The organism is Gordonia gummivorans (genome assembly GCF_022513585.1).
In the GTDB taxonomy this organism is placed as follows: domain Bacteria; phylum Actinomycetota; class Actinomycetes; order Mycobacteriales; family Mycobacteriaceae; genus Gordonia.
In genome coordinates, this window is record NZ_JAKWBF010000009.1 from 117,291 (window position 1) to 132,585 (window position 15,295).

14 protein-coding genes are annotated in these 15,295 nt (G+C 66.2%); 4 read left to right on the forward strand and 10 right to left on the reverse strand.

Annotated features, from left to right (window positions below):
* Positions 1-7: 7 nt before the first annotated feature.
* Positions 8-838 (reverse strand): tRNA (adenine-N1)-methyltransferase, encoded by an 831-nt coding sequence (locus MKW15_RS09165; protein ID WP_240857295.1) that lies wholly within the window; start codon positions 836-838, stop codon positions 8-10.
* Positions 839-922: 84 nt separating this feature from the next.
* On the opposite strand from MKW15_RS09165, the gene MKW15_RS09170 reads away from it, so the two are divergent.
* Positions 923-1,771 (forward strand): RecB family exonuclease, encoded by an 849-nt coding sequence (locus tag MKW15_RS09170; protein WP_240857296.1) that lies wholly within the window; start codon positions 923-925, stop codon positions 1,769-1,771.
* A gap of 59 nt (positions 1,772-1,830) precedes the next feature.
* On the forward strand, positions 1,831-2,673 hold the full coding sequence (locus MKW15_RS09175) for a thioesterase family protein (RefSeq protein WP_240857297.1): 843 nt from the start codon (positions 1,831-1,833) through the stop codon (positions 2,671-2,673).
* Between the two features lie 284 nt (positions 2,674-2,957).
* On the opposite strand, the gene hisG is transcribed toward MKW15_RS09175, so the two are convergent.
* The 5 genes from hisG to MKW15_RS09200 form a co-directional block, all read right to left on the reverse strand.
* Complete coding sequence (hisG, locus tag MKW15_RS09180; RefSeq protein WP_240857298.1) at positions 2,958-3,803, reverse strand: ATP phosphoribosyltransferase; 846 nt, start codon at positions 3,801-3,803, stop codon at positions 2,958-2,960.
* Between the two features lie 69 nt (positions 3,804-3,872).
* Entirely contained in the window at positions 3,873-4,136 is a 264-nt protein-coding gene (locus MKW15_RS09185) for a phosphoribosyl-ATP diphosphatase (protein WP_240857299.1), read from the reverse strand.
* 49 nt (positions 4,137-4,185) lie between these two features.
* Positions 4,186-4,803: a DUF6636 domain-containing protein gene (locus MKW15_RS09190; RefSeq protein WP_240857300.1), complete on the reverse strand. Its 618-nt coding sequence runs from the start codon at positions 4,801-4,803 to the stop codon at positions 4,186-4,188.
* A 70-nt stretch (positions 4,804-4,873) separates the two neighbouring features.
* Positions 4,874-5,578, reverse strand: coding sequence for an HAD family hydrolase (locus tag MKW15_RS09195; RefSeq protein ID WP_308221027.1), 705 nt, complete (start codon positions 5,576-5,578; stop codon positions 4,874-4,876).
* Positions 5,575-6,387 carry a helix-turn-helix domain-containing protein gene (locus tag MKW15_RS09200; protein ID WP_240857301.1) on the reverse strand — a complete coding sequence of 271 codons (813 nt, stop codon included), beginning with the start codon at positions 6,385-6,387 and terminating at the stop codon, positions 5,575-5,577. The genes MKW15_RS09195 and MKW15_RS09200 overlap by 4 nt, the downstream gene beginning before the upstream one ends.
* Positions 6,388-6,464: 77 nt before the next feature.
* Here MKW15_RS09200 and MKW15_RS09205 point away from each other — a divergent pair, with 77 nt between their 5' ends.
* Positions 6,465-7,259 (forward strand): alpha/beta fold hydrolase, encoded by a 795-nt coding sequence (locus MKW15_RS09205; RefSeq protein WP_240857302.1) that lies wholly within the window; start codon positions 6,465-6,467, stop codon positions 7,257-7,259.
* On the opposite strand, the gene MKW15_RS09210 is transcribed toward MKW15_RS09205, so the two are convergent.
* The 4 genes from MKW15_RS09210 to metH are packed head-to-tail and all read right to left on the reverse strand — an operon-like array spanning position 7,219 to position 14,359.
* On the reverse strand, positions 7,219-8,679 hold the full coding sequence (locus tag MKW15_RS09210) for a hypothetical protein (protein ID WP_240857303.1): 1,461 nt from the start codon (positions 8,677-8,679) through the stop codon (positions 7,219-7,221). The two genes, MKW15_RS09205 and MKW15_RS09210, sit on opposite strands and share 41 nt — an antisense overlap.
* A 53-nt stretch (positions 8,680-8,732) precedes the next feature.
* Entirely contained in the window at positions 8,733-10,199 is a 1,467-nt protein-coding gene (locus MKW15_RS09215; protein WP_240857304.1) for an MFS transporter, read from the reverse strand.
* Entirely contained in the window at positions 10,196-10,702 is a 507-nt protein-coding gene (locus MKW15_RS09220; protein ID WP_240857305.1) for a MarR family winged helix-turn-helix transcriptional regulator, read from the reverse strand. Before MKW15_RS09220 ends, MKW15_RS09215 begins: the two co-directional genes overlap by 4 nt.
* 51 nt (positions 10,703-10,753) lie before the next feature.
* On the reverse strand, positions 10,754-14,359 hold the full coding sequence (metH, locus tag MKW15_RS09225; RefSeq protein ID WP_240857306.1) for a methionine synthase: 3,606 nt from the start codon (positions 14,357-14,359) through the stop codon (positions 10,754-10,756).
* A 51-nt stretch (positions 14,360-14,410) separates the two neighbouring features.
* On the opposite strand from metH, the gene MKW15_RS09230 reads away from it, so the two are divergent.
* On the forward strand, positions 14,411-15,292 hold the full coding sequence (locus MKW15_RS09230; RefSeq protein ID WP_240857307.1) for a PAC2 family protein: 882 nt from the start codon (positions 14,411-14,413) through the stop codon (positions 15,290-15,292).
* The last annotated feature ends 3 nt before the right edge of the window (positions 15,293-15,295 follow it).

Below are 15,295 nucleotides of genomic sequence, written 5' to 3' on the forward strand. Positions count from 1 at the left end.
TTCCCGGTCACCCCTTGCTGGGACGCCGCTGCGGCCGCAAGGTGGTGGTGCCGTCGGCAAGTCGCCGAGCGGTGATGAGAAATGCCGTATGGCCTTGCATTTTGTGCTCCGGACGCACCGCGAGACCCACCGCGCTCCACTCGCGGACCAGCGATTCCCACGCCCGGGGCTCGGTCCAGCACTCCTGATCGCGCAGGGCCTCGACGATTCGCGACAACTGGGTGACCGTTGCCACATAAATCGTTAGTACTCCACCTGGTTTCAAGGCCGTTCGAACCACGTCCAGCGGCTCCCAGGGCGCCAACATGTCCAGAACGATGCGATCGAATCGCTCGTCGGCGGGGAGATTTGCGAGGTCGTCGACGATCAGTGTCCAGTTCGCGGGCCGCTCACCGAAGAAGGTGTCGACGTTGCGCACCGCATGCTCGGCGTGGTCGGCGCGAACCTCGTAGGACACGACCTCACCCTGCGTACCGACAGCACGCAGCAGCGAGCACGTGAGCGCACCAGAGCCGGCACCGGCCTCCAGAACCCGCGCACCGGGGAACACGTCCCCCTCGACGACGATCTGCGCCGCGTCCTTCGGGTAAATGACCTGGGCGCCACGCGGCATCGACAGCACGTAGTCGACGAGGAGTGGGCGCAGCGCGAGGTACTGCGTCCCGCTGGTGGCCGAGACGATGCTGCCCTCGGGCGCGTCGACCAGGTCGTCGTGGGCGATGGCGCCGCGATGGGTGTGGAAGAGCTTGCCGGCCTCGAGGTGGACCGTGAACTTGCGACCTTTCGCATCCGTGAGCTGTACGCGGTCGCCGATGGCGAACGGGCCGGAGGTGGGCACGTCAGGTCCTTCCCGACTCGTGAAGTGCGCTCGCGGTGGTGTCGCGGCGCGAAACTGTCTGTACGGCGTCTTACCCTGCCAAATGTGCGTACAAGTGTTGAAGCCGGGTCTGAGCAACGTGGACTGGTCGGCCGCCCGTTGGCACTGTCGCCGTCGCGTGCGTCCGATTTCAAGCAGTGTCCCCTGCTGTACCGGTACCGCGCGATCGATCGCTTCGCCGAGACGCCCACCCCGGCGCAGACACGCGGCACGGTGGTCCATGCTGCGCTCGAGAACCTCTTCGACATGCCGGCCGCGCTGCGCACCCGTGAATCCGCGGATTTGCTGGTCGAAGGCGCCTGGGCCGCGCTGTGCGAGGCCGACCCCGAACTCGCGCAGGTGGTCGCCCATGGTGACGACACCAAGTTCCTGGCCGATGCGCACAAGCTGATCGCGACCTACTACACGATGGAGAATCCGACCGCCTTCGACCCGGACGCCGTGGAGCATCACATCGAGATCGAGTCGGGGCAGGTCCGGATGCGGGGATTCATCGACCGGATCGATGTCGCGCCCACCGGTGAGATCAGGGTGGTGGACTACAAGACCGGACGCTGCCCGGGTGAGGCGTTCGAATCCGCAGCGCTGTTCCAGATGAAGTTCTATGCCCTCGCGATCTTGCGCACCCGAGGTGTGGTGCCGCACCGACTGCAGTTGATGTACCTGTCCGACGGTCAGCAACTCACCTACACCCCCGACCGCGACGAACTCGAACGATTCGAACGCACCCTGGTGGCGATCTGGAAGGCCATCCGGGTGGCGGTGGCCACCGGCGACTTTCGGCCGAAGCGGTCGCGGCTGTGTTCGTCGTGCGAGCACCGCGATCGCTGCCCCGAATTCGGTGGAACCATCCCGCCCTATCCGGGACCACCAGTCGGATTCACGGCCGACTGACAAGACCGATTTCGGCACCCGGTGACACACGACTATGACGACCCCCATAAAGTGACGACGTGGAGTATTCGTCCTACTACGAACCGATTGCCGCACCGGACTACGAGGCCGACGGTCACGAGTATTACCAGCCGACGCCGGCGACCCTGAGCGTCTGGGCCCCGGAGATCCAGCACGGCGGCCCACCCGCAGGCCTCCTGATGCGCGCCATGCTCCGCTGTGCGCCCGACCCCGACCAGCACTTCACGCGCGTCACCACCGAGATCCTCGGCCCGATCGGGCTCGGCGTCAACAGGATTCGGGCGCGCGTACTGCGTCCGGGACGACAGATCACGCTGATCGGCGCCGATCTGGAAGTGCAGCAGCCCGACGGTGGTTTCCGGACAGCGGCGCAGTCCGTGGGCTGGCGCATGCGGCTCGCGGACTCCGCTCCGATCGAACGAATTCCATTGCCCGCCTTGGCCACAGGTCCCGATGACGTGGATTCGGTGATCGGAGTGACTGCCGACGAATCGCTCGGTGTCGACTGGGGCACAACCGGTTTCATCGGAACCGTGGAATCGGCCCGCGTGGAGGGACGCACCGGCGACACACCCGCAGTGTGGCTGCGCCCGGCCATCGACCTCGTCGCCGATGAGCCGATTGCCGACCTCGAATCGATCTTCACCGTCCTCGACGTGGCCAACGGGCTCGGCACCCGGCTGCGGCCCGACGAGTGGACCTGGATGAACACCGACACCACTGTCCACCTGACCGCCGCGCCCCGCGGACACTGGCTCGGCATCGACGCCGACATGGCCACCGGGCGCCACGGCTTCGGCGCCACCTTCGCCGACCTCTACGACGTCGACGGGTTCATCGGCCGGTCGGCGCAGACCGTGCTGCTCAATCGCAACGCGTGAGCAAGACACTCCGAGCCGGACCTGGAAGCAGGCAGAGCTCGGCCTCGTCGCAAACCGCACGTGGTGCCAGAAACCGCGGGTGGTGCCAGAAACCGCTGGCGCGCCCCTGGTTTCTGGCCAGACACGCGGTTTCTGAAATCGCGACACGCCCAAAGGTCAGCGAGCGGCTCGCCAAACTCGTCGGCTATCTGTACGCCCCAGCCCGACCACGTGCACTGTGCATTTGACTGGGCTCCCAGGTACAGATTTCCGCAGTTCAGGAGGCCGAAGACAGTCTCGTCGACTCAGAAGCGACAGGACCGGATGTCGGTGGCGAGGATCGCCTTCGCGCCGAGTTCGGAGAGCTTATCCATCAGGTTCTGGTGGTCCTTGCGCGGCACCATGGCCCGGATTGCGACCCAGTCGGGATCGGCCATCGGAGCCACCGTCGGCGACTCCAGGCCGGGGGTCAGCTTCGACGCCTCGGCGAGCAGCGAACGTGGGCAGTCGTAGTCGATCATCACGTACTGCTGACCGAAGACGACGCCCTGCACGCGCGCGACGAACTGCCGGGCGGCCTTGCCCCGCTCGGCGCCGGCCCGCGAGATGAGGACCGCCTCGGAGTCGCACAGCGTCTCGCCGAAGGCGACCAGCCCGTGCTGGCGCAGCGTGCGTCCCGAGCCCACCACGTCGGCGATCGCGTCGGCGACGCCGAGCTGGATGGAGATCTCGACCGCACCGTCGAGGCGGATGATGTCGGCCTCGATTCCCCGCTCGGCGAGATCGGCGCGCACCAGATTCGGGTACGACGTCGCGATCCGCTTGCCGGCGAGGTCGTCGACAGTCCAGGTCTGATTGCCGGGAGCGGCATAGCGGAAGGTCGACGAGCCGAAGCCCATCGACAACTCCTCGTCGACCGCGGCACCGGAGTCACCGGCAAGGTCACGGCCGGTGATGCCGAGATCGAGGGTGCCCGCGCCGACGTAGATGGCGATGTCCTTGGGGCGCAGGAAGAAGAACTCGACGTCGTTCGCGTTGTCGAGAACGGTGAGGTCCTTGGCGTCGGAACGCTTGCGATATCCGGCCTCGGCGAGCACCGCCGACGCCGATTCGGAGAGCGCACCCTTGTTGGGAACGGCTACGCGCAACATGATGTGGTCCTTAATGATTGCCGGGATGAGTGACGTGTGCGCCGGGAGTCGGGTGCGTGCACCGACTCCCTACAGATGGCGGTAGACGTCTTCGAGCGACAGTCCTCGTTTGATCATCATCACCTGCGCCCAGTACAGGAGTTGTGAGATCTCCTCGCCGAGCGACTCATCGGACTCGTGCTCCGCGGCGAGCCACACCTCGCCCGCCTCTTCGAGGATCTTCTTGCCGAGCGTGTGCACACCGGCATCGAGTGCCGCGACGGTGCCGCTGCCGGCCGGCCGGGACTGTGCCTTCTCGGTGAGCTCGCCGAACAACTCCTCGAATGTCTTCACGGTCTCTCAGTGTTTCATGCCCGGTCACGACACCTCTGCGCAGGTCGCCTCAGAAGGCTCGCGCCTCCTGCATCGACAGGACGAAGCCGTGCGCGGAACGTGCAAAGCACGTCACCCCGGTGACACGCGACACGCACAAGTAGCCGTGGGCCGATATCGAGTGGTCGTACGGCAAGGCTCTCGCCTCGTAGCCGACAAAAACGCCCTGATTGAAGCATGCGGGCATCACGGCGGCGCCGCGCAGGAAGAAGCCGCGGCTGAGCGTGTGGGCCGGATACATCGAGTTGCCGCGACAATCGGCACCGGCGGGTACCGGGGCGTTCTTGGCCTGACAGCCGGCGCTGTAGTCCACCGAGCCAAAACGGCACCAGATGTTGCCAGTGGGCGAGGTGAAGTAGACGTCGTCACCGTTGCGTTGTCCACTTCGGAATTGAGACGGGTCGACGGGTTCCGGCGTTCGCTGTTGGCGCTGCGGGTTCGGGGACGCAGTTCGGGTCGTCGACGCAGACGACACCCCCGGGGGCTGCGACGCGGTGACAGTGACCGTTGCGGTCGAAGTGGCGCTGGTTGTCTCCGATGTCGGCGTGCACCCCGCGAGGACGACGCAACCCATCAGCCCAGACATGGCCAGCACACCCGCGGATTTCACCCATGAACCACGTCGCATGTCTCGCTCCGATCTGTCCGGCTCCTGCCATGGTCGTCGGATCCGCGAGAAGAATCGTTAGCAGTTCGAATCAGCTGGGCCGCGTCGTCACTCCGTGGAATGCGTCGGTCAGGTCATGGCCGGACAACCCCACGAGAGATTCCCGGAAGCGACGCAACGCCCCGTCGGGGACCGGCGCGGCCGAGGGCACCACAAGTGTCGGGCAGCCTGCCGTGGTGGCCGCGTCGGTGCCCGCAGGCGAATCCTCGACCGCCAGACATTGGTCGGGCCGACGCCCCAGGAGTTCGGCCGCGCGCAGATAGGGATCGGGCGCGGGTTTGCCCCGTTGCACCTCGTCGCCGCAGACGGTCACCGCAAACCGGTGACGCCCGATGGTGTCGAGGGCGACCTCGGTGAGTTCACGCACCGTGTTGGTGACCAGGGCCATCGGAATCCCGGCGTCCCGAACCAGATCGAGCGCTTCCGTAGCGCCGGGACGCCACGGGAGATCCTCCTGAAACAGGACCGCGACCGTGTCGAGCAGCCATCGGGAATCACCCGGGACGTCCCGGTCGGAGACCGCGACGTCGGCCGCCGCATAGATCTTGCCCATGGCGTCGGGCAGTGAGTTGCCGAGTGTCGACTCGCGCAGCGCGGGACTCATGACTATGCCGTTGCGCAGCGCGAACCGTTCCATCGCGATGTCCCAGATCGGTTCGGAATCGAGCAGCGTCCCGTCCATGTCCCAGAGGACCGCGTGCGGGCCGGTCGGCCGGTCGGCGTCAGAGGTGGTCACCTCTGCATCATCGCAACCCACGATTCGGTCGTCGCGTCGGCGGGGTAGAACAGTTCGATCGTCATCTCCTCGAGTGTGATGTCCCGCGGAGAGCCGAAGGTCGTCAGCGTGGAGAAGAACGAGAGGACGACGTCGCCGAGTTCGAGTTCCAGGGGAACGATCAGCATCGGGTCGGGCGCCGGCGATGCGTCGCGGTCCAACGCCCGCACCGTCGAATAGGTGCCGATCTCATCCTCGAGGTCTGCCAGGCGCGGATCGCCGGTGACGCGGGTCAGCCGATGGAGCAGATCGACGAGGTAACGGCCCCAGACGTCGAAATTGCGTGTCATCCCGGCAAATCCGTCCGGATGCAACGAGGCACGGAACAGGTTGAACGGCGGGCCCTGGAGATGTTCGGGCAGCGACGCCGTCAGGAGATTCGCAGAGTCGTTGGCCAACACCACATTCCATGTCCGGTCCAGTGCCACACCGAAATTGGGGTTGTGCGCGTCGAGAACCCGCTGCACCGAGTCACGTACTCGGGTCATCGCATCGGCGGTGATCGGTTCCTCCGAGTACCGCGGCGCATGACCCGCGGCCAGCAACAACGAATTACGTTCCCGCAGTGGAATGTCGAGCCGGTCGGACAGCGCATCGATGAGCGACGGACTCGGTCGCGATTTGCCGGTCTCGACAAAGCTCAGATGGCGAGGGGACACCCCGACGTCATAGGCGAGATCGAGCTGACTGATCGAACGATGCGCACGCCAGCGCCGCAACATCGATCCCACGGGATTGGCCCCACCGGTCACCGTGTGCATGGTGGCCATCGTAGGCGGCCGAGGTAGCGGGTTCGACTACCTCGCAGGTAGTGGACTCGGGGACACCATGGCAGCACGCTCGGCGCATGAACCCCGAGAACGCTCCACACGTCGTCGTCTCCCCCGCCATGGGCGTACGCGCCCGCTTCTATCGGCCGCTGATCGACGCCCTGGTCGAGCACGGCTGGACTGCGAGCGTCGCACCGCGCCGCGGCATCGAATCCGGTGACGTCGGACCGGCCCGCCGCCGTGACTGGTCCTACGTCGACGAGGCTCACGACCTCGGCCGCAAGGTTGCCGACTGCCGTGCTCTGCACCCGGACCGACCCATCCTTGTGCTCGGCCACAGCATGGGCGCGCAGTTGTGCGCACTGGTCGCGGCCGGTCGGGGTACCGATGGTTCCCTGCTTGACGGATACGTGATCATCGCCGGATCGTTGCCGTGGCGCCGGTACTACCCGCGCGGCGGGATGGTCGAATACGCCGTTGCGGCAACCGTTCCGCCGACCACGGCGATACTCGGGTACTGGCCCAAGGCAGGATTCGGCGGGCCCACTCCGCGGGCGCTGATGCGTGAGTGGGCCCGGATGGTCCGATCCGGTCGCGTTCCGTGGACCGCGGCTGCGCAGCCGGCCGGACCGGTACTCGCGGTGCGTCTCGACGGCGATTCGCTGGTGACACCGGATGCGGCGTCGGCCCTCGAACGTCACTTCGACGCCGGGGCCCGAACCGTCTGGACCTACGGCACTGACGCCTGCCCGCCCGATGGATCCCTCGACCATCTCCGCTGGGTGCGGACCCCGGAACCGGTGGTCGAGCGCATTGTCGCGTGGTGGTCGATCAGTCGCGGATCGACCGCGCAGTACGACGGAACACGCTGAGGACCGCCGAGACCACCCCGAGCACCGCGAGACCCATCATCGACGCATAGACGGCGAGTGCGCCGTCGCCACGGCCCGAGGTGTAGCCGTCGCTTCCGCCCCGCGGACCGGGTCCCCCGCCGGATCCGGGTCCACCGCCGCGACCTCCACCGGCATTACCCCCACCACCTCCGAAGCCGCCGGGGCCCCGACCTGGACCGTTGCCATCGGGCGCCGTGCCCGAACCACGACCCGGACCACCCATCATCTGCCCCTGGTCACCGGTCAACGACGAGTGATAGACACCGATCGCCGAGGCCTGCACCAGGATCGGCACGAGGACGAACCAGAGCGGTAGGTAGAACGCGGCCACCACGGTGAGCACCTCCGCGGTGTAGAAATACCGATCGTGCATCGCCGGCAGCAGGAACGGCACGATCACGGCCGAGGCGGTGGTGACCACCAGAATCGACGTCGGGGTCACGGCGGGCCGTTTCCACACCGACCAGGCGAGGAAGGCGAGGATCACCGTCGCGGCCAGCGCGATTCCCAGGTGGGCCAACCAGGTGGCGTCGCCGGCGATCGGGATCAGTTGATACAGGTTGGCGGCACCCAGCGTCAGTTGTTTGTAGGAGTCGGTCTGGTCGAGATACACCGACAACGCCTCACTCCACGGCGCACCCGCGAGAACCGCAGGCATTACGAGCGCGACGAACACCGCCGGGATCGCGAGCAGCGTGTACCACGGGATGCGGCGTCGGATCAGCAGCCAGGCCAGGACCGGCAGCACGAACACCGCTTGCAGCTTGAACGACAGCGACAATCCGAAGAACACGCACGCCCACACCGAGTTCCCTACGTACGCCGAGTGGGTGATCCCCTTCATCTGCGCGCGCAGCAGGAAGTACACACCGCCGAGTGCCAACGCCGAATAGATGGCGTCGGCCTGACCCCAGTAGGCGCTGTTCGCGATCACCGACGGTAGGAGCGCCACGACGCCAAAGGCCAACGCCCGCAACCAGAATCGGTCGGTCCGCAGCCCGACGATCCGGTAGGCGAAGAGGGCGAGCACGAAGTCGAAGACGATCGAGACCGCCTTGATGCCGACCAGCGGCGAGATGCCCGCGACGGTCAGCCCATAGATCAGATAGAGGTACGGATAGTTGTAATCGGCGAACCGGGATGCGAAGGCAGAGAATCCCTGGCTGTCAAGAGTGTCGTACCAGCGGCTGAGAAACGCACGATAGTCCAGGGTTTCGACGTCGAGGAAGCGGATGCGGACACCCAGTGCGATCACGACCACTGCACCGATGACGGTCCATCGGATCCATCGGGGCGGATCGGAGACGAGACGCCGTACGTCGGACCCCCACGAGGGTGCCCTTGCGTCGGTGGTCAGGTGCGCAGGAGGTGCCGCCGCGACGGCCTCGGCTGTGGTCATGCTTCCACTGTGGTTGCCGAAGCTGGGAATCCGGTGTCAGCGAACTGCGAGCTTCACGATGGTGCCGCGGGTGTTGTGATGCGCTCTCGCGTTGCCGTGACAGTGCGCGCAGCCCACGGCCCGGTCGCAACGAAAGCCAGAACCAGCAGCACGACGCCGCAGATCGCCATCACCAGCCACACCGGTGCGGAAGCCGACGCCAGTTGCGATTCCCCGCCGTCGCCGAGCCGCGCGAACGCAAGAGCACCGAACACCGCGACACCCAGGGATATACCCACCTGACGGCTCGTCGAAGCTATCGCCGACGCAACGCCGGCCTGATCGCGCGGCATACCGGACACGGCCGCGTTGGTGATGGGCGCGTTGATCATGCCCATGCCCACTCCGAGGGCCAGATACGCGAATCCGAGGTACCACAGGCTCGTGTCGTTGGAGATCTGCGTGAGCATGAGCCCGCTGACCACGACGGCCACGCCCGAGATCACCATCGGAGTGCGGGATCCACGCTCGGCCACCAAGCGGCCCGACACGGGCGCGAACACGCCGTTGGCGACCGCCATCGGCAACGTCATCAACCCCGCCTCGAAGGGCGTGAATCCACGCCCTTGCTGGAGGTAGAGGGTGTTGAGCAGGAGGAACCCGCCCATCGCGCTGAAGGCGACGATCGCGCTGATCACCGAACTGCTGAACGGCACGCTGCGGAAGAATCGCATGTCGAGCAGCGGCTCGACGCGCCGGTTCTCCACCACGACGAGGGCGACGACAGAGATCGCCGCCATGACGAAGACGCCGATCACGACGCCTGAGGTCCAGCCCAGCGTGCGGCCCTCGATGATGCCGAAGGTCAGCGTCGCGAGAAACACGAGGATGAGCACCTGCCCGAGCGGATCGAATCTCCGGGCCCGCGGCGCCTTCGATTCGGGAATCAAGATGGCAGTCAGAACGAACGCGGCCAGGCACACCGGGACGTTGAGCCAGAAGATGGCCTCCCAGCCCACACCGTCGACGAGTGCACCGCCCACCAGTGGCCCGACCGCCATGCTCACTCCGATTGCCGCGCCCCACATACCGATGGCACGCGCACGTTCCTTCGGGTCCGTGAAGGTGTTGGTGATGATCGACATGGCCACCGGATTCAGCATCGACCCGCCGACGGCCTGGATCATCCGAGCGCCGATGAGCATCTCGGGCGAGATCGACAGCGAACAGAGAATCGACCCGATCCCGAACACCGTGAGTCCGACCTGGAAGATGCGCTTGCGACCGAGACGATCACCCAGCGAGCCGCCGAGCATCAGCAAACTGGCGAGCACCAGCGTGTAGGCGTCGATCACCCATTGCAGCTGCGAGGGCGTCGCTCCCAGATCCGAACTGATCGACGGCAATGCGACGTTGACGGCCGAGACGTCGATGCCGACGATGAACAGGCTCAAGCAACAGGTCGCCAGGATGGCGAGCCGCCGACGCCTTCCGAGAGTGGATATGTCACCGCCCGGTGCCGAGTACGTGCGAATGTTCATGCGCCTGTTGTCATTCCCTCTGTTGATATCCCCTCTGTCGACATCCCCTCTGTTGACATCCCCTCTGCCGCCTGTTGCAGCAGACCGAGGAGACGACCGAGTTCCCGGCGTCCGTCGGCGTCGAGCGCCTCGAACATGGTGGGGGCCACGCTCGGGTCGGCCGCGACGTCGGCAACGATCCGCGCGCCATCAGTGGTGATGGTGACCAGCCGGGATCGCCGGTCGGTCGGGTGCGGCTCCCGGGTCACCAGACCGCGGGAGACGAGGTCGTCGACGATTCCACTCGCCGCCGGCGCGTCGACCCCCAGCCGGGCCGCCAGTTCGCGTTGCGGCATGGCCTTCACCGCGATTCGCCGCAGCGCCCGAAACCGGCTGAAGGGCATGTCGGTCAGCTCACTGATCCGGGCATGCGCGCCCGACTGATAATCGCGCACGAGACTGTTCATCGCGAACCACAGTTCGGTCACGGCCGGGGCAGCCTTGTCCGAGTCGGTTGTAGTCATACAACTGTTGTATTCCTACAACTACTTCGTGTCAACCCCTCGGCCCGGAGATCACGTGTTGAAGTACTTGGCCTCGGGATGATGCAGCACGAAGGCATCGGTGGACTGCTCGGGATGCAGTTGCAGCTCCTCGGAGAGCTCAACCCCGATCCGCTCGGGTTCGAGCAACTCCATCATCTTCGCCCGATCCTCGAGATTCGGGCATGCACCGTAGCCGAAGGAGAAACGGGCACCGCGATACTCGAGGTCGAAGAAGCCCTGCGCGTTGTCCGGATCCTCGCTGTCCATGGCGCGCTCGCCGAAACGAAGCTCACTACGCACCCGCTGATGCCAATACTCGGCCAGGGCCTCGGTCAGCTGCACGCCGATGCCGTGCACCTCGAGGTAGTCGCGGTAGGAGTCGGCCGCGAACAGTTCGTTCGCGAAGTCCGCGATCGGCTGCCCCATGGTGACCAACTGGAACGGCAACACATCCACCCGGCCATCCCGCTGTGCAGCCTCTCGCGAGCGGATGAAGTCCGCGATGCACAGAAAGCGCGACCGATGCTGGCGTGGGAAGTCGAAACTGAACCGCACCGGCGCGTCCGGGGTCGGCTCGGTCAGCACGTGCACGGTGTCGCCGTCGCTGATCGCCGGGAAGTACCCGTACACCACCGCCGCGTGCTGCAGGATGCCCTCGGTCGACAGCCGGTCGATCCAGTGGCGCAGACGCGGGCGTCCTTCGGTCTCCACGAGCTCTTCGTACGACGGACCTTCGCCACCGCGTGCACCGCGCAAACCCCATTGGCCGAGGAACAATGCACGCTCGTCGAGCAACTGCATGTACTCGGCGACCGGAACACCCTTGACGATGCGGGTACCCCAGAACGGCGGCTCGGGAATGTCGTTGTCGGCGACCACATCCGAGCGTGCCGGCACCTCCACCGGCTCCTCGGCTGCCTTGCGCTTGGCGGCGATGCGCTTGGACCGGTCGTGGCGGGCCTTGCGTTCGGCGGCCTTCTCGGCGGCGGCGATCGCCTCGGGGCTGTCCGGGTCGGGCCCCTCGCCGCGTTTGGTCGCCATGATCTCGTCCATCAACCGCAGTCCCTCGAAGGCGTCGCGTGCGTAGTGCACGTCGCCCTCATAGGTTTCGGACAGATCGTTCTCCACGTACGAGCGAGTGAGAGCCGCGCCACCGAGCAGCACCGGATAGGAGTCGGCAAGCCCGCGGGCGTTGATCTCCTCGAGGTTCTCCTTCATCACCACGGTCGACTTCACCAGCAGACCCGACATGCCGATGACGTCGGCCTTCTTGTCCGCGGCGACGTCGAGGATGGTGGTGATGGGCTGCTTGATGCCGATGTTCACGACCTCGTAGCCGTTGTTGGACAGGATGATGTCGACGAGATTCTTCCCGATGTCGTGGACGTCGCCCTTGACCGTCGCCAGCACGATGCGGCCCTTGCCGTCCTCGCCCGTCGACTCCATGTGCGGTTCCAGATGTGCCACAGCGGTTTTCATGACCTCAGCCGACTGCAGCACGAACGGCAACTGCATCTGCCCGGAACCGAACAGCTCGCCGACGGTCTTCATGCCCGAAAGCAGCGTCTCGTTGATGATCGCCAGCGGCGGCTTTTCTGTCATCGCCGTGTCGAGGTCGTCTTCGAGGCCGTTGCGTTCACCGTCGACGATGCGCCGTTCGAGCCGTTCGAACAGCGGCAGCCGGGCGAGTTCGGCGGCCCGCGATTCGCGCGCCGACGCCGCCGACACCCCCTCGAAGAGCTCCATCAGTTTCTGCAGCGGGTCGTAGGCAGGTGCGTCATCGGTCGCCGGACGCCGACGGTCGTACACCAGATCGAGCGCGACCTCGCGCTGCTCGTCGGGTATCCGCGCCATCGGCAGGATCTTCGACGCATGCACGATGGCGGTGTCGAGGCCTGCCTGCACGCACTCGTGCAGGAACACCGAGTTCAACACCTGCCGGGCAGCCGGGTTGAGCCCGAACGAGATGTTCGAGATGCCGAGGGTGAAGTGCACGTCCGGATGTGCCTCGTGGATGCGGCGGATCGCCTCGATGGTCTCGATGCCGTCGCGGCGGACCTCCTCCTGACCGGTGGAGATCGGGAAGGTGAGGGCGTCGATGATGATGTCCTCTTCGGCCAGACCCCAGTTCCCGGTGATGTCGGCGATGAGGCGTTCGGCGACCCGGATCTTCCAGTCCGCGGTGCGCGCCTGCCCTTCTTCGTCGATGGTCAGTGCAACGACGGCCGCACCGTGCTCGACGACGAGCTCCATGATGCGGGTGAACCGCGATTCCGGCCCGTCACCGTCCTCGTAGTTGACCGAGTTGACCGCGCAGCGGCCACCGAGGGACTCGAGTCCGGCGCGGATCACTTCGGGCTCGGTGGAGTCGAGCATGATCGGCAGCGTCGACGAGGTCGCGAAACGCCCGGCCAGCGCCGTCATGTCGGCGGCACCGTCGCGTCCGACGTAGTCGATGTTGAGGTCGAGCATGTGCGCGCCGTCGCGGGTCTGATCCTTCGCGATGTCGAGACAGCGCTGGTAGTCCTCGGCGAGCATCGCATCGCGGAAGGCCTTGGAGCCGTTCGAGTTCGTGCGTTCGCCGATCACCAGGAAGCTGGCGTCCTGGTCGAACGGAACCGCCGTGTACAGCGACGACGTCTCCGATTCGTGCTCGGGAACGCGGACCGCGGGTGTGGCGTCGGCGACCGCCGCGACGACCTGCCGGATGTGTTCGGGAGTGGTGCCGCAACACCCACCGACGAAGCCGAGTCCGAACTCGGAGACGAACGACGCCAGCGCTTCGGCGAGCTCGCCGGGTGTCAGCGGGTATTCGGCACCGTTGGGTCCCAGAACGGGCAGACCGGCGTTGGGCATCACAGATACCGGGACCCGGGCATGTCGGGACAGGTAACGCAGGTGTTCACTCATCTCGGCCGGCCCGGTGGCGCAGTTGAGGCCGATCATGTCGATCCCGAGGGGTTCGATGGCCGTCAGAGCGGCACCGATCTCCGAACCGAGGAGCATGGTCCCGGTGGTCTCGACCGTGACGTGCGAAATGATCGGGATGCGACGGCCGAGTTCGTCCATGGCGCGACGTGCGGCGACCACCGCAGCCTTGACCTGCAGGAGGTCCTGGGAGGTCTCCACCAGGATCGCGTCGGCCCCGCCGTCGAGCATGCCGGCAACACACTCGTAGTAGGCGTCGCGGATGACGGCGAAGGTGGTGTGGCCGAGGCTGGGCAGCTTGGTCCCGGGTCCGATCGAGCCGAGCACATAGCGATCGGTGCCGTCGGCCGAGCGACCCATCTCGTCGGCGACCCCGCGAGCGATCGCGGTGCCCTTGTAGGCGAGTTCCCGAATGCGGTCGGCGATGTCGTAATCACCCAGATTGGAGAGATTGCAGCCGAAGGTGTTGGTCTCCACGGCGTCGGCCCCGGCCTCGAAGTAGGCGCGGTGGATTCCCTCCAGCACGTCGGGGCGGTTGTCGTTGAGGATCTCGTTGCAGCCCTCGAGGCCGTTGAAATCGTCCAGCGTGAGGTCGGCGGCCTGCAGCATGGTGCCCATCGCTCCGTCGCCGATGAGCACGCGCCGCGACATCGCCGACATGAATGTCGTGTCGAAGTCGGCGTGCGGTGTGCGGTGATCGGAGGACATGGTGGTCAGCGTAGTTCGCTCTCTCTCGGGGTTCGGTCGTAGGCTGGTTCGGTGAACGCTGAGCAGATGCCGAATCTTCCCCAGCTGCGCCGTCCCATCCTGCTGGCAGCCTTTGAGGGCTGGAACGACGCCGGTGACGCTGCGAGCAGCGCTGTCGAGCACCTGGCGTTGATGTGGGACGCCGAGCCGCTCATCGACATCGACTCGGACGAATACTACGACTTCCAGGTCAACCGACCCACCATCAAGCAGATCGACGGTGTCACCCGCCGCATCGACTGGCCCACGACGTCGATCTCGTACTGCAGCCCGGTCGGTGCCGACCGTGACATCGTACTCGTCCGCGGAATCGAGCCGAACATGCGCTGGCGCGGCTTCTGCGCGGAGATCGTCGAACTCGCAGACCGCCTCGGCGTCGAGACCACCGTGATGCTCGGCGCACTCCTCGCCGACACTCCGCACACCCGCCCGGTGCCGGTCACCGGCAGCGCCTTCAGCAGCGAGTCGGCCGCCCGCTACAACCTGGCCGAAAGCCGCTACGAGGGCCCGACCGGCATCACCGGGGTCCTGCAGGACATGTTCGTGCAGGCCGGGATGCCCGCGGTGTCGTTCTGGGCGGCCGTCCCCCACTATGTGTCCGCCCCGCCCAACCCCAAGGCGACGGTCGCGCTGCTCACCCGGGTCGAGGAGGTACTCGACATCGAGGTCCCGCTAGGCGCGCTGCCGGAGCAGGCCGAGGACTGGGAGCAGGCCGTCACCGAGATGACCGAGGACGACGAGGAGATCGCCGAGTACGTCCGGGGTCTCGAAGAACGTGGTGACGCCGAGGTCGACACCGACGAGGTCATGGCGAAGATCGACGGCGATGCGCTCGCGGCGGAATTCGAGCGCTACCTCAAGCGGCGTGGTGGGCCGGGATCGTTCGGTGGTTGATCG